Raw genomic sequence first — 21,884 nt, 5'->3', positions numbered from 1 at the left:
ATGCATGCAAGAAGATATCGGATAGGCATTTAACATAGTTTCTCCCAGCCGCTACAATAGGATAAGGGCGCAGACCGCCCCGGGCCGGCCTGCAAGCCCCAAAATGCAGGAGAAAGGGAGTCTTACCCACGTTATTTTCCAACAAAGCCTTACGAGATCTGATTATTCCCTTATTCCTGGAACAGCTGCTGCTGGCTCTGGTGGGCCTGGCCGACGTGTTTGTGGTGGGGTTCGTAGGGGAGGCCGCCGTTTCCGGGGTTTCCCTGGTGAATGCGTTCAACGTTATTTTTATCAATTTGTTTGTGGCCCTAGCTGCCGGCGGTGCCGTGGTCATCAGCCAGTACATTGGCCGGAAGGACCTGCCCAAGGCACGAGCCTCTGCGTCCCAGCTGCTGACCGCCTCCCTCCTGTTTTCGGTGGTCAGCTCCGCCCTGGTGCTGGCGTTCAATCAGCGGCTGATGCTCTTGCTTTTTGGCCGGGTGGAGCCCGCGGTGATGGAGGCCTGCGTGACCTACCTGCGGATTTCTGCCTATTCCTACCCGGCCCTGGCCATTTATAATGCAGGCTCGGCACTGTACCGGAGCTTGGGGAAAACCCGTCCCTCCATGTACATTTCCATTTTGGCCAACCTGATTAACGTGGTGGGCAACTGTCTGGGCGTCTTTGTATTCCACGCTGGGGTTGCCGGGGTGGCCTGGCCGTCCCTGGTGGCCCGGAGCTTTTCCGCAGTGGTGATGACAGCCCTGTGTTTCTCCCGGGTGAACCCGGTGTGGTACGTGAAAGACTGGATCTTCCGGTTGGACGGTGCTCTGCAGCATACCATCTTGCGGATTGCCATTCCCAACGGGGTGGAAAGCGGTATCTTCCAGCTGGTGAAAGTGGCCCTGTCCAGCGTGGTGGCCCTGTTTGGCACCTACCAGATTGCAGCCAACGGCGTGGCCCAAAGCATCTGGTCCGTGGCGTCCCTGGTCTGTGTTGCCATGGGTCCGGTGTACATTACCGTGATTGGCCAGTGCATGGGTGCAGGGGACATTGCCCAGGCTGACTATTACTTCCATAAGCTGACGAAAATCACCTTGTTTTTTGCCATTGGCTGGAATGCCCTGGTCTTTGCCGCCACCCCGGTGCTGCTGAGCTTTTATGCTCTGGAGCCCCAGACCAAGAGCCTGACCCTTCTTCTGGTGCTGATCCACAATATTTTCAGCGCCCTGGTATTCCCCTTTGCCGACCCCTTGGGCAAAGGCCTGCGGGCCTGCGGAGACGTGAACTTTACCATGGCCACGTCCCTGTTTACCACCCTGGGGGTCCGGCTGTGTTTTTCCATCCTTTTTGCCCTGGTGCTTCACCAGGGGGTCCTGGGCATTGCCTATGCCATGTGCCTGGACTGGACCATTCGGGGGCTGATTTTTATCTGGCGGTACAAAAAGGGCAGCTGGGAAACCTGCCGGGTGATTTAGGGCGGGGAATCCAGGGCCTGCTGGGAAAGGCTGTTCCCGTCCGCGGTTTTTGGTGCTTCACAATTTTGTATCGTTTGGAATAAAAAACTCCGGTCAGTTTTTCTGGCCGGAATTTTTCTTTTTCTGCCTCATTTTATTTGTTTAGACTCATGGGAAACGATTTATTGAACTTACAGGGTATCGTTCTACTAAAGAAGTAGATTCAAGCAGGACAAAATAATGGTAAAGTATTTATATAAAGGACAAAAGTACATAAAAACAGCAAATAAAGAACAAAGTATACATAAATACGGTATACAATACGGGTAATATTTAAGAAACTTGTAAAATAAAGTGTTGCAAAATCGGAAACACATGCTATAATAGGCATTAACTTGTTAGACAGGCTTTCGTTAGCACTGGTCCCTGGCAAGAAATCAAAATGAAGTGAAGGTGTTGGGCATGAAAGGATGGAAAAAAGCAGTGGGTGCACTGGCCATGACCACGGCGCTGGCCACACTGTTTGCAGGCTGCGGCGATAAAAAGCAGGCCGCCAACAGCAACGAAGTGAAAATGGGCGCCCTGTTCGAAATGACGGGCAACGTGGCCAACTACGGCAAATCAGCCTACAACGGCATGACCATGGCCGTGGACGAAATCAATGCCAAAGGCGGCATCAACGGCAAAAAGATTACCATTGTTCAGGCCGACAACAAGTCCGAGCCTTCCGAATCCGGCAACCAGGCCACCAAGTTGATTTCCAAGGATAAGGTGGCCGTCATTGTAGGCCCGGCTACCAGCGGCTGTGTGGCGGCAGCTACCCCGGTGGTGACCAACGCCAAGGTCCCCCTGATTGCGCCTACGGCAACGGCTCCCGGCATTACGGTGGATGAACAAGGCAAGGTTCGTCCCTATATCTTCCGGACTTGCTTCACCGATCCTTTCCAAGGCAAGGTTATGGCAACCTTCGCCCTGAAGAGCCTGAACGTGAAGAATGCAGCCATCTATTTTGATTCTTCCAGTGACTATTCCAAGGGCCTGGTGGACGTGTTCACCAAGACTTTCGAGGCAGGCGGCGGCAAAGTGGTTGCCAAAGAAGCCTTCCTGGCCAAGGACCAGGACTTCAAAGCAGCCCTGACCAAACTGAAGGCTTCCAATCCGGACGTCCTGTACGTGCCGGCCTATTATGAAGAAGTTTCCAAGATTGTGAAACAAGCCCGTGAAGTGGGCCTGACCTGCCCGATTCTGGGCTCCGATGGTTGGGATTCTCCGAAACTGGTAGAAATTGCCGGTGCCGATGCCCTGAACAATACCTACTTCAGCAGTGCCTATTCTGCCCAGGACCAGGACCCTACCATCCAAAAGTTCATCAAAGACTACAAAGCCAAATACAACGCAGAACCGGACAGCTTCGCCATCCATGCCTATGACTGCGTACTGGTAGCGGCAGAAGCCATTAAGAGAGCCGGCACCACTGATGGCACCAAGATTGCCGAAGAAATCGCCAAGATGAAGGATTTCCCCATTGCTACAGGCAAATTCACCGTAGATAAGGAACACAATCCCATCACCGGCGGCACCATCATCGAACTGAAGAATGGTGTCCAAACCTTCAGGGAAAAGATTAATCCCTGAACCTAAAAAACTGCATACTTCTTTCTATTGTTTGCTAACTAGGGGAAAACGCCAGATTGGGGAAACCTGACCTGGCGTTTTCATGTGGGGCGAGTTTTGGCCCTGCCGTCCTTCTTTTCCTTTCACTTTCGCCAATGCCTGGAAATTCTGAACAATTTCGCTTTCCTTTATTTGTTTTTCCTTCTACATTGCAACAGGGATATGGTACAATGTATCTAATCTGTTGCCAGGTAGAAAACTGGCAGAAACGGAGGGTGTTATGGCAATCAATTTATTGGTTTTTGGCGCCATCCTCCTGGGCATCGAAGCACTGATTCCCGGCTTCGGGGTCTTTGGAGCCGCAGGGCTGGTGTGCCTTTTGGGGGCCCTGTATTTTTCCCTGGGCGCTGGTACTACCGCTGCCGTAGCGGTGCTGATCGCTTTGGTGCTGCTGCTTTTTGCCGCCTACGTGCTGATCCGGCTGATGCCGGAAAGCTGGCTGGGCCGGCGGCTGACCCTGCGCTGGCGTTCCACCGCAGAACGGGGCTACCAGGGCAGTGAGGAACGGAAAGACCTGCTGGGCAAGGTGGGCATCGCCCAAACGGTGCTGCGGCCCGCAGGCAAGGTAATGATTGACGGGGAACCGGTGGACTGCGTTACCGACGGAGAATTTTACGAGCCGGGGACCCGGGTGAAAGTGGTGGCCGTTACCGGCGGCCGCACGGTAGTACGAAAGGAGAACTGAGATGCTGGCATTACTAGGTAGTTCCTTTTTTGTGATTGTTTTATTGGTGGTAATTGTCCTGTTCCTGCACTTTGTGCCTTTGGGACTGTGGATCTCTGCTATGGCGGCTGGGGTCAACGTACACATCTTTACCCTGGTGGGGATGCGGCTGCGGCGGGTTATTCCCTCCAAGATTATCCTGCCTCTGGTGAAGGCCAACAAGGCCGGTCTTGACGTGAATGTGGACCAGCTGGAAGCCCATTACCTGGCCGGCGGTGACGTGGACCGGGTGGTGGATGCCCTGATTGCCGCAGAACGGGCTGCCATTCCCCTGACCTTTGAACGGGCCGCAGCCATCGACCTGGCTGGCCGGGATGTGCTGGAAGCCGTACAGATGAGCGTTAACCCCAAGGTGATTGAAACGCCCTTGATTTCTGCTGTGGCCAAAAATGGTATTGAACTGAAGGTCCGGGCCCGGGTTACCGTGCGGGCCAATATTGACCGGCTGGTAGGCGGTGCCGGGGAATCCACCATTATCGCCCGGGTAGGCGAAGGGATTGTTACCACCGTAGGTTCCTCCGAGGAGCATACGGACGTTTTGGAAAATCCGGACCATATTTCCCGGACCGTGCTCAGCAAAGGGCTGGATGCAGGGTCTGCCTTTGAAATTCTCTCTATTGATATCGCCGACGTGGATGTGGGCCGGAACATTGGGGCCCAGCTGATGACCGACCAGGCCGAAGCCGACAAGAATATTGCCCAGGCCAAGGCAGAAGAACGCCGGGCCATGGCTGTGGCCAAAGAGCAGGAAATGCGGGCCTATACCCAGGAAATGCAGGCCAAGGTGGTGGAAGCCCAGGCGCAGGTACCCGAGGCTTTGGCCCAGGCCCTGCGGCAGGGGAATCTGGGAGTGATGGATTATTACCGGCTGAACAACCTGCTGGCCGATACCAAAATGCGGGAAGGCCTGACGGCTGGCTCCCAGGAAGCAGCTCCCAAACCTTCCCAGCCGGTGAAGTAGGAGGCGCCTATGGACAGCGGCCTGATTATTGTGCTGCTCTGGATTGGGTTTCTGATTTTGGGGCAGTGGACCAGAAAACGGCCTCCCAAGAAGCCGGGAAGCGGCGTGCAGCTGCCTAAGCTGCCCAAGCTCAGTTTCCCCAAGGGGCCCCAGCCGGTGAAGCGGCAGCCGGCCCAGCCCGGTACCTTTACCTGTGAAGAAGCTGCGGCCACGGAGCCTTTAGGCCACCGGGTAACGCCTACGGTGCAGGAGCAGGTGGAGGACCTAAAGCCCACGATCCAGCCCCTAAAGGAAGACCTGAAGGACGAGATCCGGGATTTAACCCCGGAGGTGCCCCTGGCGGACGCAGCTCCCCAGGCACCCAAACCGCAGAATCCTCTGCTGGCCGGCGGCCTGCGCCAGGGTATGGCCTGGGCGATGGTCCTTGGCAAACCCCGGTCCTTGGAAAGCTGGGATGAGGAACAAGGAAAGCATTTTTAGGAGCAGTAGTAAAAAACGGTTACACCATAATTTGTAACGCAGCACGGCAGTGCAAATCTACAGGGAAAAGAGGAATGGGGTATGGCAGAAGGAAAAGCGTCACCCAAGACCCCTTGGGTGGACCGGTTTTTGAATGGAGTGGAGCGGGTTTGTGCCAAGCTGCCCCCGCCGGCCATCCTGTTTTGCATTTTGTTTTTGATTACCGCACTGATTGGCGCAGGTCTTACGGCTTCCGGAGTGGCCCTGGAAAACCCTGCAACCGGGAAGCTGGTCATGTCCCAGAACCTGTTTTCCAAGGACGGGGTAAACTGGCTTTTGACCCATTTGGTCAGCAACTTCTCGGGCTTTGCGCCCCTGGGCCTTGTGATCACCATGACCCTGGCCATTGGCTTTTGTGAGGAATCCGGGCTGCTCATCAGCCTGCTGCGCCGGAGCATGCACAACGTGCCGCCCGGCATTGTACCCTATCTGGTGGCGTTTGTTGGGGTTATGGGCAACATCGCCTCCGATACGGCAGCGGTGGTGATTCCGCCTCTGGCAGCCCTGGTGTACATCGGGGTGGGGAAGAATCCCCTGGTGGGCATGATTGTGGGCTACGCCGGCTCCAACGCCGGCTTTACCGCCAACCTGCTGATTGCCGGGACGGATTCCCTGCTTCAGGGCATGACCAACCAGGCCATTGAAGCCTTTTTGGGCAACAGCTCCTTTGTGGTGGACGTGACCTGCAACTGGTATTTTATGTTTGTATCCACCTTCCTGGTTTCCTGGGTGTTGGGCTATTTCTCCAAGGTGCTGGTGGAACCCCGCTTTGGCAAGTACGAAGCCAAGGACCTGGAAGGGGTTCAGGAAGTTACCCAGGAAGAAAAACGGGGGATGCGCAACGCCGGGCTGGTGACTCTGGCCTATTGTGCCCTTATTGCGGCCGGCTTTTTCAGCGGCGTGCTGTCCAAGAACGGTTCCCTGGTGGGTTCCCTGCTGCTGAAGGGCATGATTCCCATTCTCTTTGGGCTCATGAGCCTGGCAGGGATTGCCTACGGCATTACGGTAGGGAAATTCAAGGATGTCCGCAGCATCAACAACGCCATGGTCAAGCAGATGGCAGCCATGGGTTCCTACGTGGTGTTCTGCTTCTTCTGCGGCCAGTTCCAGGGGTTGTTCAACTGGACCCATCTGGGTACCCTGCTGGCCATTTCCGGAGCGGATTTCCTGAAAAGCGCCGGCTTTACGGGCATTCCCCTGTGCGTGACCTTTGTGCTGGTGTGCGCCTTCGTTAATATTTTCATGTCCTCGGGTTCTGCCAAATGGGCTATTTTCGCTCCCATTTTTGTGCCCATGTTCATGCTGCTGGGCTACCATCCGGGCTTTGCCCAGCTGCTGTACCGGCTGGGGGACTCCCCGGGCAACAGCTTCACCCCCATGATGCCCTATCTGTGGATGATGCTCAGCGTGGCCCAGGAAAAATACGATCCCAACGTAACCGTGGGGACCTTTATTTCCAACCTGATTCCCTTGGCCGTGATTCTGCAGTTCATCTGGATCCTCTTTATGATTGCCTGGATGGCGCTGGGCGTTCCCATTGGGCCGGGCGTAGGCACGGCGCTGCCCCCTGGCATTCTGTAAGACTTGTGTTAACCAACAAAAGCGTATTTGCGGCAGGACGGGGAACTTTTCTCCGTCCTGCTTGTGCTTTAGGGGCAAAGCGTCTATAATGATAGGCACCATATAGAGGGGAGTCTTACCACAATGAAAACCAGTAAAAAAGCCGAAATGGCTGTCAATTACAAACATACTGCCAACAACTGTGCCCAAGCCGTTCTCCTGGCCTTCCAGGATGAAATCGGCAAGTCCGCTGAAGAACTGAAAGCCCTGGGTTCCGGGTTCGGTTCCGGCATGGGCGGCTTGGAAGCTACCTGCGGCGCTTTGGTAGGCGCAGGCATTGTTATGGGCCTGCTGAACCATACGGACAAGCCCACCAAATTCATCATGAAGGACGTAGTAGATGAATTTAAGGCTGAAACCGGTGCCACTGCCTGCTGTGACCTGAAAGGCGTAGGCACGGGCAAAGTCCTGTGTCCCTGCGACGACTGCATCCGGGCTGCCGTAGTGGCTATCGAAGAACGCCTGTAAGCGCCTGCACAACTGTATCGCAAGAAAAGAAGCCCCGTTCTGCACTCCGTTGGGAGAAGGCAGGCGGGGCTTTTTGGCTGCAAGTGTTCAATCGATACACAATAATCCTTGTTTGAGAGCGCTGTAGGGAAAAAATGTAACGAAAATGGAAAAGTGCGTTGACAGAGCAAGAAACAGGAGAGTAAACTAATACTATAGTATAGAACCGTTGCTGTTTCTTGGTGTGTGGGCTATGGCCAATAGCGCAGGAAGCATCTGGAGACCCAGCAGGAAATGGAGGGGAAACCCGTATTTTTTGCTGGGCTTTTTTCATGCAGCAGCGAGTTTCACAGTGAAGGGGAGACCGCACAATGGAATTGGCAGAACTGGTAGACAAAAACAAAGAGGAAATGGTGGAAACGCTGTCCAAGGCAGTACAGATCAACAGCGTGCAAGGTGAGGCCGCTCCCGGCAAACCCTTTGGGGAAGGCCCCGCCAAGGCCCTGGAATTTATGCTGGGCGAAGCGGAAAAAATGGGCTTCAAGACCCAAAACGTGGACAACTATATGGGCTGGTGCGAATACGGCACCGGCAAGGAAATGGTAGCGGTGCTGGGCCATTTGGACGTGGTACCCGCCGGTGACGGCTGGGACGAAGATCCCTTCAGCGGCCGGGTGGCTGACGGCAATGTGTACGGCCGGGGCGCCCTGGACGACAAAGGCCCCACCACTTCCGCCCTGTATGCCCTGAAGGCCCTGAAGGAAAGCGGTCTGCCCCTGAAGCGCCGGATCCGTATCCTCTTTGGCACCAACGAAGAAACTGGCAGCCAGGATATGGTCCATTACCTGGAAAAAGGCGGGGAAGTGCCTGTCTGCGGCTTTACGCCCGATGGGGAATACCCGGTCATCAACGGGGAAAAAGGCATCATCAACGTGGAATACCAGGTGGGCTATCAGCAGTACGGTCCCCTGAAACTGGTGAAAATTCACGGGGGTTCTGCCTATAACGTAGTGCCGGCCTTGGCTGTGGCCGAGCTGTCCTGCACCCCGGAACTGGGCAAACAAGTCATTGAAAGCTTTGGCCACCTGGATCCCAAGGTGACCTATGAATTAAAAGAACCGGGCCTGGTTATCACCGCCCAGGGCGTACAGGCCCACGGCGCCTCTCCGGAAAAGGGCGAAAACGCCATTGGCCGGCTGCTGCTATCCCTGTCCCGGCTGCCCCTGATTGGTGAACTGCACCAGGTGATGAACTTCCTGGGCGAAAAGATTGGCCTGGAGGTTCACGGGGTTTCCATGGGCATCGACCTGCGGGACAATGCCTCTGGCCGGCTGTCCTTTAACCTGGGTGTCATTGATGGGGACGACAAGGGCCTGACGGTGAAAATCAACTACCGTTACCCGGTAACCCATACCTACGCCGAATGCGCTCCCCAGCTGGACAATAAATTCCGGAAGAACGGCTTCACCAAAGTTTCTGAATTCCACAAGCAGGCCCTGTACGTGGATCCCAAAACCGACTACATCCAGACCATGCTGGGCGTGTACGGGGAAATGACCGATTTTGAACCCAAGACCATCTGCATTGGCGGGGGCACCTACGCCAAATCCATCCCCCACATTGTAGCCTTTGGTCCTATTTTCCCAGGGGACACCGTGCGGGAACATCTGCCCAACGAATGCTGGGAAATCGACAAATTGGTGCTGAACGCCAAGATTTACGCGGAAACCCTGTATCGGCTGGCCAAATAAAAAACAGCAAGCAAGTTCTGCAAAAGGGGGTAGAGAAATATGAAAATCACCAAAGTACGGCTGGGCCGTATTTCTGTACCGCTGCGGGTGCCCTTTAAAACCGCCCTGCGGCAAGTCAACAGCGTGGAAGATATCATCGTGGAAATCCACACCGATACCGGCGAGGTAGGCTACGGGGAAGCGCCTCCCACAGGAGCCATTACCGGGGATACCACCGGGGCCATTATCGGCGCTTTCCAGGACCACATCATTAAGACCCTGGTGGGCCGGGACGTTGAGGATTTCGAGAATCTCACCCGGGATGTGCAGAAGTGCATTGTGAAAAACAGCAGCGCCAAAGCGGCTGCGGACATTGCTCTGTGGGACCTGTACGGCAAGAAATACGGAATCCCCGTGTACCGGATGCTGGGGGCCAGCCGGAACCAGATTATCACCGACCTGACCATCAGCGTGAATCCCCCGGAAGAAATGGCCCGGGACGCAGTCAACGCTGTGGAGCGGGGCTACGATACCCTGAAGGTAAAAGTGGGCATCGACCCGTCCCTGGACGTGGAGCGGCTTTCCGCCATCCGGGCAGCGGTGGGGGACAAACCCCGGATCCGCATTGACGCCAACCAGGCCTGGTCTCCCAAGCAGGCAGTGAAACTGCTGAACCAGATGCAGGAACGGGGCCTGGACATTGAGCTGGTGGAACAGCCGGTAAAGGCCCACGACCTGGAAGGCTTGAAGTACGTCACTGACCGGTCCTACGTGCCTGTCCTGGCTGACGAAAGCGTCTTCTCCGTGGAAGATGCCCTGAAAATCGTCCAGCTCCAGGCGGCGGACCTGATCAACATCAAACTGATGAAATGCGGCGGGCTTACCAATGCCCTGAAGATTGCCACCCTGGCAGAGGTCAGCGGGGTGGAGTGCATGATTGGCTGTATGCTGGAAGCCAAGGTCAGCGTCAACGCAGCCGTGCATCTGGCCTGCGCCCGGCAAATTATCACCAAGGTGGACCTGGACGGGCCGGTGCTGTGCTCTGAGGACCCGGTGCTGGGCGGCGCCGTATTTAACGAAAAAGAAATTACCGTGGCTGATGAACCGGGTCTGGGCATCCGGGGCATTGAAGGTATCCAGTATCTGGACGACTAATAGGGGTGTGAAAAAGGGGGAATTTGTATGGTAATCACCAGTGGTTTTACGTATATTGCCTTTCTGATGTTTCTGGCCGGCGCCTTGCTGGCCCTGGAAAAATATTCCAAGTGGAAGATTTTCTCCATTGTTCCTCCCCTGGTCTGGATCTACGTGCTGAACATGATCTTCTGCACCATGGGCCTGTACAATTCCAAGGGCGTTTCTGAAGCCTACAAAGCGCTGAAGAACAACCTGCTGTACGCCATGATCTTTGTTATGCTGCTGCGCTGCGACTTCCGGAAGCTGGCCAAACTGGGCGGCCGGATGGTAGCCATCTTCCTGGGCTGCTCGGTGACCCTGTTTGTGGGTTTTATTGTAGGCTATCCGATTTTTAAAGGCTTCCTGGGCAATGATACCTGGGGTGCGGTAGCGGCCCTGTACGCTTCCTGGGTGGGCGGTTCCGCCAATATGGCGGCCATGCAGGCAGCCCTGCCGGTGGACGCCGGCGCCTACAGCTGCGCCCTGGCCCTGGATACCGTGTGCTATTCCGTGTGGATTGCCCTGCTGCTCCTGGGGGTGCGCTATGCCAATCGCTGGAACGCCGCCACCCAGGCGGACACCTCCAAGCTCCAGGCTGTGGCCGATGCTGCCGCTGCCGAAGTCGCCAAGGAAAAGAAGAAGGCCACCTCTGCCGACTGGATTTTCCTGATTGGCGTGTCCCTGCTGGTTTCTGCTCTTTCCCAAACCGTGGGCGCCAACCTGAACACCCTTTTAAAGAGTGTGGGCCTTGCCATGTTTGATAAAGGCACCATGACCACCCTGTTTGTGACGGTGTTGGGCCTGATCTGCGCCATGACCCCGCTGGGCAAGGTGCCCGCCGTGGAAGAACTGTCCAGCGTGTACCTGTACGCCGTGGTTTCCCTTTTGGCTTCCACCGCTTCGGTGCTGGACCTGCTGGCCGCTCCCATGTGGGTGGTGTACGGCTTCTTTATCCTGGTGGTTCACGTGGTGCTGATGTTTGGCCTGTCCAAGCTCTTCCATTGGGATCTGTGCATGGTTTCCACCGCTTCCCTGGCCAATATCGGCGGGGCAGCGTCTGCTCCCATTGTGGCTTCTGCCTATGATGCTTCCTATGCAGGCATCGGCGTGCTTATGGGCATTTTGGGGGCCGCCATCGGGAACTTTGCCGGTCTGTTCTGCGGTTATGTTTTAAAAATGATGTCCTAAGGAGGAAGGAAACTTGAACCAGCAAACCAAGTGGCAGGCTTCTTTGGAAGCCCTGTGCCAAAACAGCAGCGGTCAGGTTACCCTTAGCTTCTACGACGAAAAATTGCGGCACGGCTTCTCTGTTGGGGGAAGCTGTGCCGTTTTGTCTGCCAGTACCATTAAGCTGCTGGTATTGGCAGAAGTTTTTCGTCAGGCGGAAGAAGGCAGCCTGTCTCTGGCGGAAGGGGTGACCCTGACTGCCGAAAAACGCACCGGCGGGGACGGTATCCTGAAGGAACTCCTGTCCGGCCATACCTTTACCCTGAAAGAGCTCTGTACCCTGATGATCATCGTTAGCGACAACGAGGCGGCAAACCTGCTCCTTGACCGGGTGGGCATGGACAAGGTGAACCAGCTGGGAGAGGACCTGGGGCTCACCGCTACCCACCTGGGCCGGAAAATGATGGACAGCGCAGCCCGGGACGCCGGCCGGGATAACTGGACCTGCGCCGACGACCTGGTGCTTCTTCTCCGGGGCATCTACGAAGGCACTCTGGTAAGTCCCCACGCAAGCAAAACCATGCTGGAAATGCTCAAGCGGCAGCAGCAGGGGGACCGGCTCCAGCGGTACCTGCCGGAAGACGTGCCCCTGGCCCACAAATGCGGGGACCTCAAGGGCGTGGAAAATGACTGCGGCATTTTTCTCCTGCCGGACCATCCCTATATTCTGGCCGTCCTGACCCAGCAGCAACCGGACAGCCTGACGGGCAAGCGGACCCTGGGCACCCTTGGCAAACTGGTCTATGACCACATTACGGAAGGGGAGGCCTAGACCATGGCAGAAAAACCGGCGCCAAAGCAGCGCACCCTGTACTTTACCGGGGAAGCCCGGACCACCTCGGACAACGCCATTACCCGGATCTACGGGACCTTCTACCTGGCCTTTGAGGTAGCGGCCGGTACCGGGGAAATCCTGGATGTGGACTGCAACGCCACCCTGGAGCTGACCCGGAAATTCGTGAAAAACATATTTATGCACCATTTTCTGGAAAAAGATGCAGCCTTCCTGGAGGCAGAAATACAGGACCGGTACTACGGTTCTTCCAGCAGGGCCATCCTGGCCGCCTACCGGGATGCCCTGGCCCATTACCGCCAGGCCCAGGGAAAGTGAAGAGCTGACGGCGGAAGACGGGAATAGTTAGCCATGGGAAACCATGTATTGTTCGGAAAATTCATTTTTAGAAGGACAAATGACTCTGAAACACCGACAAATTCAGGAAATAGACAAGAATTTACGAACATAGAGAAAATCAGAAAGAAAAAAGTTCGAAAAAATTGCTTTTCTTACTAGCTTAATGAAAAGCGGTGTGCTATAATAAGCCATGTAATTCAGAAGTACTTAAAAGAAAATAACAAAGGACGGGACCACCCGTTCAACCCGCTCAAATGAATCTGAGCATGCTAGCCAATGGGCCAAAGAGGGAAAGGGGAAATCAAACATGTATAAAACCAACATGTATCAAGACGACCTGCTTTATGTGATTAAACACAGTGAATTGACACCGGAAACTTTGCGTATTCTGCTGAATAATCATCCTGAAATCAAATTCGTATCTTTCATGGGCATTGACTTTGCCGGCAACGATACGGATGAAAAGGTGCCTATTTCCCTGCTGCTGGATGATATGGAAACCATGCTGTACAGCCATACGGCCCAAACCGACGGTTCTTCCGTAGTACTGCCCGGCGTTGCTTCCCTGAACGATGCCCGTGTAGATATGGTTGCTGACCTGTCCGTAAACTGGTTCGTTGACTACAATATTGAACACGTGGATGCTGAAACCGGCAAACTGGTGGGCACCCTGCGTGTACCTTGCTTCCTGCTGCACAACGGTGAATTCGTGGATTCCCGTTACCTGCTGAAAAAATCCCTGGAATACGTTTCCAGCGAAATCCACAAAGCCATGCTGGCTGCCGGCACGGTTCCTGGTCTGGCCTTTGATCCCAAGGACGTAGAAAAGGTAACCTTTACCAGCGCTACCGAATTGGAATTCTGGGTCAAGACTCCTACCGAAGACGTGGACAAAACTGCCCTGTCTTCCTCCCAGATCATGCAGGAACAATACTGGGCCCGTACCCGCGGCAACGTGCGTACCGCTTTGGAACAAGCCGTTGAAGTGCTGGGCTACTATGGCCTGGAACCGGAAATGGGCCACAAAGAAGTGGGCGGCGTAAGAGGTCAACTGGATGCCAACGGCAACATGACCCACGTTAACGAACAGCTGGAAATCGACTGGAAATTCTCCACCGGCCTGCAATGCGCCGATAACGAAATTCTGGTACGTACCCTGGTTAAGGAAATCTTCCGTGCTAACGGCCTGGAAGTATCCTTCCTGGCCAAACCCATTGTGGGCGTTGCCGGCAGCGGCGAACACACCCACGTTGGTTTCGGCGCCATCCTGAAGGACGGCAAATTCGTGAATATCATGAGCCCCTCCGATATGAAGGCTGACTTCCTGTCCGCCATCGGCTTTGGCGCCCTGATGGGTCTTTTGAAGAACTACGAAGTGCTGAACCCCATCGTTTCCTGCACCACCGATGCTTTCAAACGACTGAGACCTGGCTTTGAAGCTCCTATCTGCATCGTAACCTCCATCGGCAAGGCTCCGGATGTTCCTTCCCGTAACAGAACCATCCTGGCCGGCCTGATCCGGGATATCGACAATCCCAAGGCTACCCGTGTGGAAATGCGTGCTCCCAACCCCTTCACCAACACCTACCTGGCCCTGGCTGGCTTCTACCTGGCTGCCCTGGACGGCATCAAGGCTGCCCTGGCTTCCGGCAAGTCCACCAAGGAACTGGAAAAGGAACTGTCCAAGACTGCTGGGGAAGAAGGCTTCTACCTGGAAAAAGACAGAGCCTATCGTTCTGAAGACGATGTGTTCGAAGACTTTACCCCGGAAGAACGGGATCAATACTTTGGCAAACCGCCTGCAACCGTTTGGGAAAACATGAAAGCCTTTGATGCTTATCCGGAAAAGGTAGCCGTGCTGACCCAAGGCGATATTCTGAAACCGCTGTATCTGAAATCCTTCGAGGAAGGCGCTTTGATCAGATGGAAGACCGAACTGCTGACCCACATCATTCCGGATTACAGAAACAGAATTGCCAGCATGAAACCCCTGCACGAAACCACCGAAGGCAGCACTGCCTGGGATGACGGTATGTGGCAGAGAGTCCAGGAACTGCGGGTTATCATTGCCAAGAACACCGATACCAACGTATCCATGTTCACCCAATTGTCCAAAGCCCTGACCGAAGGCGACTATGACAAGGCTTCCGATTTGCAGCTGGCTATGGACAAGAAAATGGAAGAATTGGAAAAACTGTATAAGGATTACGCAGAAAACATTCTGTAAGTTAGACTGCTAGAAAAGGAGGCTGCCAAGCGTGCACCATAAGACCACAGGTCTCCTGCTGACGCTCCTGCTTCTCCTCAGTCTGTCCCTGACTGCTCAGGCCGCTGCCGTTCCACCGGTGGCGGTCTTGGGTGCTAAGGGCCGCAAAGTGGAAGAAGTACAAGCTATGTTGTCCAAGCTGGATATATACCAGGGCGAGATAGATGGAGAGTTTGGGACCGATACAATGAATGCCGTTAAGACCTTCCAACGCAAACACAAAAAACAGCAGACAGGAGCTGTTACTTGGTCCGTCTACAATTTGATGAGTAAGGAAAGCGGCCTGAGTTTTGGCCACTACCGAAAACTTTGGACCATGGAAACTACGGGCTATAGTCCCACTGACCCGGGCGTAACGGGTGTGACCTATACCGGCATTCCCATGCAAAAAGGCGTTATTGCTGTAGATCCCTTGATTATTCCTCTAGGTACCCGGATGTATGTGATGGGGTACGGGGAAGGGATTGCCGCCGATATCGGCAGCGCCATCAAGGGCAACAAAATAGATTTGGCATTTTCCAACCGCGGACAGGCGCTTCAATGGGGCCGTCGGCGGGTACACGTGTATATACTGTAAATTGATTTTTTGAAACAAAATTATTGAAAATTCAGAGATAGGAGTGAAGAAATTGTTAACTGCTGCAGAAATCCCAGGTTGGATGGAAAAGAAATTTGACGAAAATGCATTTATGAAATTGGCAGATGTGAAACTGGAAAAAGTGGAATGCGGCCGCTGCGAGCTGAGCATGGCGGTGGACCCGGCCAAGCACGGGAACCGGTATGGCGTGGTCCATGGTGGAGCCCTCTTTACCCTGGCGGATACGGCCATGGGGGCAGTGGGCTACAGCATTGGGGACAAGGTAGTTACCCTTTCTTCCTCCATCAACTTTATCAGCAACACCTCTGCCAAGGAAAAAATTATTGCCAAGGCACATCTGGAACATAAAGGCCGTTCCACCCTGGTTTGCCGGGTTGAAATCTTCGACCCCGAGGGCAAAAAAATGGTGGATGTAACGGGCACCATGTTTGTGGTGGGGCATTTTGACGAAATACCCAATCAGTGGTAAAATAATGAAGATTAACAACTAAAATACTAGGCTACGCCATAAAACAGGAGGCTCTCTTATGGATTTCGCGTTAAACGAAGAGCAATTAGAATTAAAGTCCATAGTCAAAGACTTCGTTGATAAGGAAATTGTTCCTTATACGGAAGAAATGGATCGGGAAAACCACGCTAGACCGGAAATTTTCAAAATCGCCGGTGATATGGGACTGCTGAACTTGGTAGTCCCGGAAGAATACGGCGGCCCGGGACTGGACAGCATTACCATTGCCATGATTTATGAAGAACTGGGCAAGGGCTGCGCCGGTGTGGCTACTTCCATTGCTGCCAATGCTCTGGCCTCTTATCCCATTTTGATTGCTGGCAATGAAGAACAGAAAAAATACCAATGCGACCTGCTGAACGCAGGCAAGCTGGCTGCTTTTGCCCTGACCGAACCGGGTGCCGGTTCCGATGCAGGCGCAGTAGCCACCAAAGCCGTTAAAGACGGGGACCACTATGTCCTGAACGGCCAAAAGGTGTTCATCACCAACGGCGGCATTGCCGACAGCTACCTGGTGTTCGCCAATACCCGGAAATCCGGCGGTATCCGCGGACTGACCTGCTTTATCGTTCCCAAAGGCACTCCGGGCTTCAGCGTAGGCCGCAAAGAAGATAAAATGGGCATTCGTCCCTCCAACACCTGCGAATTGATTCTGGAAGACGTTATCGTTCCTGAATCCATGCGGGTAGGCCGGGAAGGCCAAGGCTTTTGCATTGCCATGGAAACCCTGGATTCCGCCCGTCCTTTCGTAGCCTCCGTTGCTGTAGGTCTGGCCCAGTCCTGCCTGGATCTGGCTGCCCACTACGCACGGGAAAGAAGACAGTTTGGCCAGCCCATCGCTTCCTTCCAAATGGTACAGGCAATGATTGCCGATATGGCCATGAAGGTAGAAACTGCCCGTCTGATGGTGCAGAAAGCCTGCTGGATGCGTGACCAGGGCGTGGAATTTGGCAAGGAAGCTGCCATGAGCAAATGCTTTGCCTCCGATGTGGCCATGGAAGTGGCTACCGATGCCCTGCAGGTTATGGGTGGTTACGGCTACATGAAAGACTATCCCATGGAAAAGAAAATGCGTGATGCCAAGATTCTGCAAATCTACGAAGGCACCAACCAAATCCAACGGATGGTTATTGCCAACAAGATTTTGTACTAAATATAATGTATCCCGTTTTGACGGCTGCCGCCCGCTGGAGTGGGTTGGAATGGCGTCAGAAATGGAAAAGTAAAAATTATAATTGATGGCTGCTTTTCCGTTAAAAAATGGGCAAGGCCTGTCTGCGTGCAGGTCCTGACCTGGTATTTATGGCTGAATAAGGCTGTGAAACGAACTTCACAGCCTTATTTTATTGAATAGGTAGGAATTGGAAATATAATTATTACCTATGAAATAGTAGATAAATTGTCTTCAGTTGGCTTATTGTCAGATAACGGAAAATGTCATATAATTTACGGTATACAAAATATGCGGACTTTGGCGGTCCCATGGGGAAATAGGAGAGGTTAACGAAAAATGATCAGTACGGGATTGTTAGCGGAAGCAAAAGAAGTAGTCAGAGATTTAAGCGTGCGTGAGCTCATTGAAGAAGCCATTCGCAACGGAGAAGGTACTTTTTCTGATACGGGCGCGCTGCGGGTAACTACCGGTACCCATACCGGCCGTTCTCCCAAGGACAAGTTCATTGTGGACACACCTCTGACCCATGATGTGGTCAGCTGGACCAACAACCAGCCCTGCAGCCAGGAAACCTTTGACCGGATTTACGCCAAGTGCGAAGCCTATATCAAGACCCACCGGGTATACGTGAACAACGTGAAGGCCGGTGCCGATCCCAAGTATCAGATTCGGGTAAAGTTCATCAACCAGATGGCTTGGCAGAGTGTATTCGTGAACCAGCTGTTCATTAAATCCAATGAACCCAGCACTGTTCAGGAAGACTTTACCGTCATCTCCCTGCCGGATGTGGAAGCAGAACCGGCACTGGACCACACCAACTCTGAAACCTTCATTATTCTGAACTTCGACAAGAAAGTGGTGCTCATCGGCGGCGGCCGTTATGCCGGCGAACTGAAGAAATCCATTTTCTCTGTAATGAATTACCTGCTGCCCCTGCAGAACATTCTTACCATGCACTGCTCCTGCAATGAGGGCCCCAAGGGCGACGTAGCCCTGTTCTTTGGCCTGTCCGGCACCGGGAAAACCACCCTGTCCGCAGACCCCAAACGTTCCCTGATTGGTGACGATGAACACGGCTGGGGAGATAACGGGGTATTCAACATCGAAGGCGGCTGCTATGCCAAGTGCATCGACCTGACCGAAGACAGCCAGCCGGAGATTTTCCATGCCGTGCGTTTCGGCGCCGTGATGGAAAACGTGGTGGTGGATTCCAAGACCGGGGCTCCTGACTTCTCCGACCGGACCATTACGGAAAACACCCGGGTAGCCTATCCCCTGAACTATATTCCCAACGCCAAGCTGCCCAGCATGGCCACCCATCCCAAGAACATCATCCTGCTGACGGCTGATGCCTTCGGGGTACTGCCTCCCATCTCCAAGCTCACCAAGGAGCAGGCCATGTACCACTACCTGACGGGCTATACCAGCAAGGTTGCCGGTACCGAACGGGGCATTACGGAACCCCAGGCCACGTTCTCCACGGCCTTTGGCGCACCGTTCCTGCCCCTGCCTCCGCTGACCTATGCCAAGCTTCTGGGGGAACGGATTGCCAAGCATGAGACCAACGTATACCTGGTGAACACCGGCTGGACCGGCGGCCCCTACGGGGTTGGCAGCCGGATGAAACTGGCCTACACCCGGGCCATGATCCACGCAGCCCTGGACGGTGAACTGGGCAAGGAAGGCTGGACCACCATGCCGTTATTCAACGTGGCTGTGCCCAAGTCCTGCCCCAACGTGCCGGACGAAGTGCTGGATCCCCGGTCCACCTGGGAAGACAAGGAAGCCTACGATCAGACCTGTGCCAAACTGGCCGGCCTGTTCCAGGAAAACTTCAAGAAATTTGCTGGTGAGGTAACGGAAGACATTGCTTCCGCTGGTCCTACTCTGGATAAATAAGACGACGCAAGGGGCTGTGCACTGCAGCCCCTTTTCTTGTATTTACGGGAACCTGCGCTAGGCGCAGCCCGTGCTGAAGGAGGGAAAAATCATGGTAACCCTGTATTGCCCGGATGAGGCGGCAACCGCAGCCCTGGGCACCCATTTGGGCAGCCTGCTGACGGACGGTGACGTGGTACTCCTCAATGGAGACCTGGGAGCCGGCAAGACCTGTCTGGTGATTGCAGCCGCCAAAGCCCTGGGGGTGGATCCGGCCGAAGTGACCTCTCCCACTTTTTCCCTGATGAACATCTATAAGGGAAAGAACCTGTCCGTAAAACATTTCGATTTGTACCGGATCAACCGGGAGGAAGAATTGGAAGACATCGGCTTTTCCGAATACGCCGGTTACGATGGGGTGACCTTCATCGAATGGGCCGAGCTGTTCCCGGAAGAGATGCCCCCGGAAAATCTGGAAATCCAGCTGCTCCGGAAGGACAACGGACGGGAAGCCCGGCTGATTCCCCATGGGGAACATTACGAAGCTTTGGCAAGAAAGGTTGAAGAATTGTGCTGACATTAGGAATTGATACCTCCACCCGGGTCTGCTCCGTGGCGGTGGCAAAAGACGATAAAATTCTGGGAGCAGTGGACATCAACGTGGGGCTCACCCATTCGGAGGGTCTGGTACCCCAGCTGGAGCAGCTGCTCACCCTGGCCCAGGTGACCAAAGAGGAACTGGAGCTCATTGCCGTAAGCCGGGGTCCCGGTTCCTTTACGGGCCTGCGCATTGGCATGGCTACGGCGGAAGCCCTGGCCTACAGTTTGAACCTGCCCCTGGTGGCCGTTGATACCCTGCAGGTGATTGCCTATAATCTGCCGGTGGAAGGGGTCCTTCTGGCGCCGGTACTGGACGCCCAAAAGGGGAATGTGTACCTGGGGCGGTACCAGTGGCAGGAGGGTAAAATGGTGGAAGTGGAACCGGTGCAGATTGTGCCGGGCAAGGAAGTGGGTGCGCTTCTCAATGCCCAGGAACTGCCGGCCATTCTTATGGGAGAAACCCAGCGGGTTCCCCTTTTGGACAATTGCCCCTTTGTTTCCCTGGCCCCCAGCAGTGCCCGGCTGCCCAGAGGGTCCTCGGTGGCCATTCTGGGTGCAGCCCAGTACGTGCCCGGAGAACTCCACAGCTATTTTGGCATGGATCCCTTTTATATCCGGCGCTCGGAGGCGGAAGAATTATGGGAAAAACGACATCCCAAGGCGTAAGAGCCCTGACGGAACAGGACCTGGACTGGCTGCTGCCCGTGGACGCAGGCTCCTTTCCGGAAGCCTGGAGCCGGGAGACCTGGCTGGACGAGCTGAACGGCCGCCTGAGCCACTACCTGCTGCTCCTTGATGAAACAGGCAGCCCGGTGGCCTACGGAGGCTTTTGGCTGGTGGCCGGAGAGGCCCAGATTATGCGCCTGGCGGTGGACACGGGACGCCGGGGAGAGGGCTGGGGCAATGCCTTGGTAGGCGCAATGCTGGACCGGGCCCGGGAGCTCTTGGCCACGGAAGTAACCCTGGAAGTCCGGGAGCACAACCTGCCTGCCCGCAAGACCTATGCGCACTGGGGCTTTAGCGAAAACGGCCGGAGAGCCGGTTATTATACGGATAGTGGGGAAGACGCCATCTTGATGACGTGCACCCTGGCATAGAGGAGATTATGGAAGAAAAAGCGATTACCATTTTAGGCATAGAAAGCAGCTGCGACGAAACGGCTGCCTCCGTGGTCCAAAACGGACGCACGGTATTATCCAATGTGGTTTCCACCCAAATCCCCGTCCATCGGAAATTTGGCGGGGTGGTGCCGGAAATCGCATCCCGAAAACATATTGAACACGTAATGCCCGTGATTGATAAGGCCCTAAGCGACGCCCACCTGACCCTAAAGGACGTGGACGCCATTGCCGTCACCTACGGGCCGGGGCTGGTGGGAGCCCTTCTGGTAGGGCTTTCTGCCGCCAAGGGACTGGCCCTGGGCACCGGCAAGCCCCTCATCGGGGTGAACCATCTGGAAGGCCACGTTTTCGCCAACTTTTTGGCGGACCCGGACCTGAAGCCGCCCTTTTTGGCCCTGGTGGTCAGCGGTGGCCACACCTCCCTTTTGGTAGTGGAAGACGAAATGACTTTCCGGCTGCTGGGCCAAACCCGGGACGATGCGGCAGGGGAAGCCTTCGACAAAATTGCCCGGTTCATGGGGCTGCCCTATCCCGGCGGCCCGGAAATCGAGAAACTGGCCCAGGGCGGGGACCCTAAGGCCATTGATTTCCCCCGGCCTCTGCTGCCCAATACCTTTGACTTTAGCTTCAGCGGCCTGAAATCCGCTGTCATCAACCACATCCATAGCGAGGAGCAGCGGGGCAGCGACTGGAGCAAGGCCGACGTGGCCGCTTCCTTCCAGCAGGCCATTGTGGACGTATTGGTCCAAAAGAGCCAGCAGGCCCTCAAGAGCACCGGCCTCAAAAAGATTGTCCTGGCCGGCGGCGTATCCGCCAATAAGCACCTCCAGGAAGCCCTGGCAGCGGGTGCCAAGGCCGTGGGCGCCGAACTGGTGCATCCCACGCCCATTCTCTGCACGGACAACGCCGTCATGGTAGCCGTGCGCGGGTACTATCAGTACAAGCATCACGACTTTGCGGCTTTGAACCTGAATGCCGACCCTTCCCTGAAGCTGGGGGAGAAATAAACCTAAAAAAGCAAATGGAGCAGTACAAAAGTGCATGGCATTTTTGTACTGCTCCGTTTTTTATAAGAATTAAGCAAAAGCGTCCT

The 21,884-nt window shown here is 54.8% G+C and carries 21 protein-coding genes; all 21 read left to right on the top strand.

The genetic code is table 11. The annotated features are described in order from the left end of the window. Positions 1-89: 89 nt before the first annotated feature. The 21 genes from C7E10_RS04055 (at position 90) to tsaD (ending at position 21,798) form a co-directional block, all read left to right on the top strand. On the top strand, positions 90-1,457 hold the full coding sequence (locus tag C7E10_RS04055) for an MATE family efflux transporter (RefSeq protein ID WP_105326078.1): 1,368 nt from the start codon (positions 90-92) through the stop codon (positions 1,455-1,457). A gap of 441 nt (positions 1,458-1,898) precedes the next feature. Then, on the top strand, positions 1,899-3,071 hold the full coding sequence (locus C7E10_RS04050) for an ABC transporter substrate-binding protein (RefSeq protein WP_105326077.1): 1,173 nt from the start codon (positions 1,899-1,901) through the stop codon (positions 3,069-3,071). A gap of 223 nt (positions 3,072-3,294) precedes the next feature. Further along, positions 3,295-3,795 (top strand): NfeD family protein, encoded by a 501-nt coding sequence (locus C7E10_RS04045; protein ID WP_434735295.1) that lies wholly within the window; start codon positions 3,295-3,297, stop codon positions 3,793-3,795. Position 3,796: 1 nt separating this feature from the next. Further along, on the top strand, positions 3,797-4,795 hold the full coding sequence (floA, locus tag C7E10_RS04040; protein WP_105326075.1) for a flotillin-like protein FloA: 999 nt from the start codon (positions 3,797-3,799) through the stop codon (positions 4,793-4,795). Between the two features lie 9 nt (positions 4,796-4,804). After that, positions 4,805-5,275: a hypothetical protein gene (locus tag C7E10_RS04035; protein ID WP_105326074.1), complete on the top strand. Its 471-nt coding sequence runs from the start codon at positions 4,805-4,807 to the stop codon at positions 5,273-5,275. Between the two features lie 81 nt (positions 5,276-5,356). Then, positions 5,357-6,895: an AbgT family transporter gene (locus tag C7E10_RS04030; RefSeq protein WP_105326073.1), complete on the top strand. Its 1,539-nt coding sequence runs from the start codon at positions 5,357-5,359 to the stop codon at positions 6,893-6,895. 123 nt (positions 6,896-7,018) lie between these two features. Further along, positions 7,019-7,402 carry a C-GCAxxG-C-C family protein gene (locus tag C7E10_RS04025; RefSeq protein ID WP_105326072.1) on the top strand — a complete coding sequence of 128 codons (384 nt, stop codon included), beginning with the start codon at positions 7,019-7,021 and terminating at the stop codon, positions 7,400-7,402. 350 nt (positions 7,403-7,752) lie between these two features. Next, complete coding sequence (gene pepV, locus C7E10_RS04020) at positions 7,753-9,132, top strand: dipeptidase PepV (RefSeq protein ID WP_105326071.1); 1,380 nt, start codon at positions 7,753-7,755, stop codon at positions 9,130-9,132. Between the two features lie 39 nt (positions 9,133-9,171). Continuing rightward, positions 9,172-10,266 carry a dipeptide epimerase gene (locus tag C7E10_RS04015; RefSeq protein ID WP_105326070.1) on the top strand — a complete coding sequence of 365 codons (1,095 nt, stop codon included), beginning with the start codon at positions 9,172-9,174 and terminating at the stop codon, positions 10,264-10,266. A 27-nt stretch (positions 10,267-10,293) separates the two neighbouring features. After that, complete coding sequence (locus tag C7E10_RS04010) at positions 10,294-11,475, top strand: DUF819 family protein (RefSeq protein WP_105326069.1); 1,182 nt, start codon at positions 10,294-10,296, stop codon at positions 11,473-11,475. A 13-nt stretch (positions 11,476-11,488) separates the two neighbouring features. After that, positions 11,489-12,286, top strand: a complete 798-nt coding sequence (locus C7E10_RS04005) for a serine hydrolase (protein ID WP_105326068.1) — start codon at positions 11,489-11,491, stop codon at positions 12,284-12,286. Between the two features lie 3 nt (positions 12,287-12,289). Beyond that, positions 12,290-12,625, top strand: a complete 336-nt coding sequence (locus C7E10_RS04000) for a DUF3870 domain-containing protein (protein ID WP_105326067.1) — start codon at positions 12,290-12,292, stop codon at positions 12,623-12,625. A gap of 343 nt (positions 12,626-12,968) precedes the next feature. Further along, positions 12,969-14,873, top strand: coding sequence for a type I glutamate--ammonia ligase (locus C7E10_RS03995; RefSeq protein WP_105326513.1), 1,905 nt, complete (start codon positions 12,969-12,971; stop codon positions 14,871-14,873). 31 nt (positions 14,874-14,904) lie between these two features. Beyond that, on the top strand, positions 14,905-15,489 hold the full coding sequence (locus C7E10_RS12435; RefSeq protein WP_105326066.1) for a 3D domain-containing protein: 585 nt from the start codon (positions 14,905-14,907) through the stop codon (positions 15,487-15,489). 52 nt (positions 15,490-15,541) lie between these two features. Beyond that, positions 15,542-15,979, top strand: coding sequence for a PaaI family thioesterase (locus C7E10_RS03985; protein ID WP_255668037.1), 438 nt, complete (start codon positions 15,542-15,544; stop codon positions 15,977-15,979). Between the two features lie 58 nt (positions 15,980-16,037). Continuing rightward, positions 16,038-17,171, top strand: coding sequence for an acyl-CoA dehydrogenase family protein (locus C7E10_RS03980; RefSeq protein WP_105326064.1), 1,134 nt, complete (start codon positions 16,038-16,040; stop codon positions 17,169-17,171). Positions 17,172-17,528: 357 nt separating this feature from the next. Further along, positions 17,529-19,091 (top strand): phosphoenolpyruvate carboxykinase (ATP), encoded by a 1,563-nt coding sequence (gene pckA, locus C7E10_RS03975; protein ID WP_105326063.1) that lies wholly within the window; start codon positions 17,529-17,531, stop codon positions 19,089-19,091. A 91-nt stretch (positions 19,092-19,182) separates the two neighbouring features. Then, positions 19,183-19,647, top strand: coding sequence for a tRNA (adenosine(37)-N6)-threonylcarbamoyltransferase complex ATPase subunit type 1 TsaE (gene tsaE, locus C7E10_RS03970; protein WP_105326062.1), 465 nt, complete (start codon positions 19,183-19,185; stop codon positions 19,645-19,647). Then, positions 19,641-20,336 (top strand): tRNA (adenosine(37)-N6)-threonylcarbamoyltransferase complex dimerization subunit type 1 TsaB, encoded by a 696-nt coding sequence (gene tsaB, locus C7E10_RS03965; RefSeq protein ID WP_105326061.1) that lies wholly within the window; start codon positions 19,641-19,643, stop codon positions 20,334-20,336. The genes tsaE and tsaB overlap by 7 nt, the downstream gene beginning before the upstream one ends. After that, positions 20,309-20,767 (top strand): ribosomal protein S18-alanine N-acetyltransferase, encoded by a 459-nt coding sequence (gene rimI / locus C7E10_RS03960; protein ID WP_105326060.1) that lies wholly within the window; start codon positions 20,309-20,311, stop codon positions 20,765-20,767. The genes tsaB and rimI overlap by 28 nt, the downstream gene beginning before the upstream one ends. 8 nt (positions 20,768-20,775) lie before the next feature. Further along, positions 20,776-21,798 carry a tRNA (adenosine(37)-N6)-threonylcarbamoyltransferase complex transferase subunit TsaD gene (tsaD, locus tag C7E10_RS03955; RefSeq protein WP_105326059.1) on the top strand — a complete coding sequence of 341 codons (1,023 nt, stop codon included), beginning with the start codon at positions 20,776-20,778 and terminating at the stop codon, positions 21,796-21,798. Positions 21,799-21,884: the final 86 nt, after the last annotated feature.

The sequence above is a fragment of the Acidaminococcus hominis genome, from assembly GCF_900291475.1.
Lineage (GTDB): Bacteria > Bacillota > Negativicutes > Acidaminococcales > Acidaminococcaceae > Acidaminococcus > Acidaminococcus hominis.
The sequence above is the reverse complement of the archived record's forward strand: the minus strand, read 5'-3'. Positions and strand labels throughout refer to the sequence as shown.

Excerpts from the sequence above, each read along its gene's own strand:
- C7E10_RS04050 (WP_105326077.1), top strand. The coding sequence starts at position 1,899 with ATGAAAGGATGGAAAAAAGCAGTGGGTGCACTGGCCATGACCACGGCG.
- floA (WP_105326075.1), top strand. The coding sequence starts at position 3,797 with ATGCTGGCATTACTAGGTAGTTCCTTTTTTGTGATTGTTTTATTGGTG.
- C7E10_RS04035 (WP_105326074.1), top strand. The coding sequence starts at position 4,805 with ATGGACAGCGGCCTGATTATTGTGCTGCTCTGGATTGGGTTTCTGATT.
- C7E10_RS04030 (WP_105326073.1), top strand. The coding sequence starts at position 5,357 with ATGGCAGAAGGAAAAGCGTCACCCAAGACCCCTTGGGTGGACCGGTTT.
- C7E10_RS04025 (WP_105326072.1), top strand. The coding sequence starts at position 7,019 with ATGAAAACCAGTAAAAAAGCCGAAATGGCTGTCAATTACAAACATACT.
- pepV (WP_105326071.1), top strand. The coding sequence starts at position 7,753 with ATGGAATTGGCAGAACTGGTAGACAAAAACAAAGAGGAAATGGTGGAA.
- C7E10_RS04015 (WP_105326070.1), top strand. The coding sequence starts at position 9,172 with ATGAAAATCACCAAAGTACGGCTGGGCCGTATTTCTGTACCGCTGCGG.
- C7E10_RS04010 (WP_105326069.1), top strand. The coding sequence starts at position 10,294 with ATGGTAATCACCAGTGGTTTTACGTATATTGCCTTTCTGATGTTTCTG.
- C7E10_RS04000 (WP_105326067.1), top strand. The coding sequence starts at position 12,290 with ATGGCAGAAAAACCGGCGCCAAAGCAGCGCACCCTGTACTTTACCGGG.
- C7E10_RS03995 (WP_105326513.1), top strand. The coding sequence starts at position 12,969 with ATGTATCAAGACGACCTGCTTTATGTGATTAAACACAGTGAATTGACA.
- C7E10_RS03980 (WP_105326064.1), top strand. The coding sequence starts at position 16,038 with ATGGATTTCGCGTTAAACGAAGAGCAATTAGAATTAAAGTCCATAGTC.
- pckA (WP_105326063.1), top strand. The coding sequence starts at position 17,529 with ATGATCAGTACGGGATTGTTAGCGGAAGCAAAAGAAGTAGTCAGAGAT.
- tsaE (WP_105326062.1), top strand. The coding sequence starts at position 19,183 with ATGGTAACCCTGTATTGCCCGGATGAGGCGGCAACCGCAGCCCTGGGC.
- rimI (WP_105326060.1), top strand. The coding sequence starts at position 20,309 with ATGGGAAAAACGACATCCCAAGGCGTAAGAGCCCTGACGGAACAGGAC.
- tsaD (WP_105326059.1), top strand. The coding sequence starts at position 20,776 with ATGGAAGAAAAAGCGATTACCATTTTAGGCATAGAAAGCAGCTGCGAC.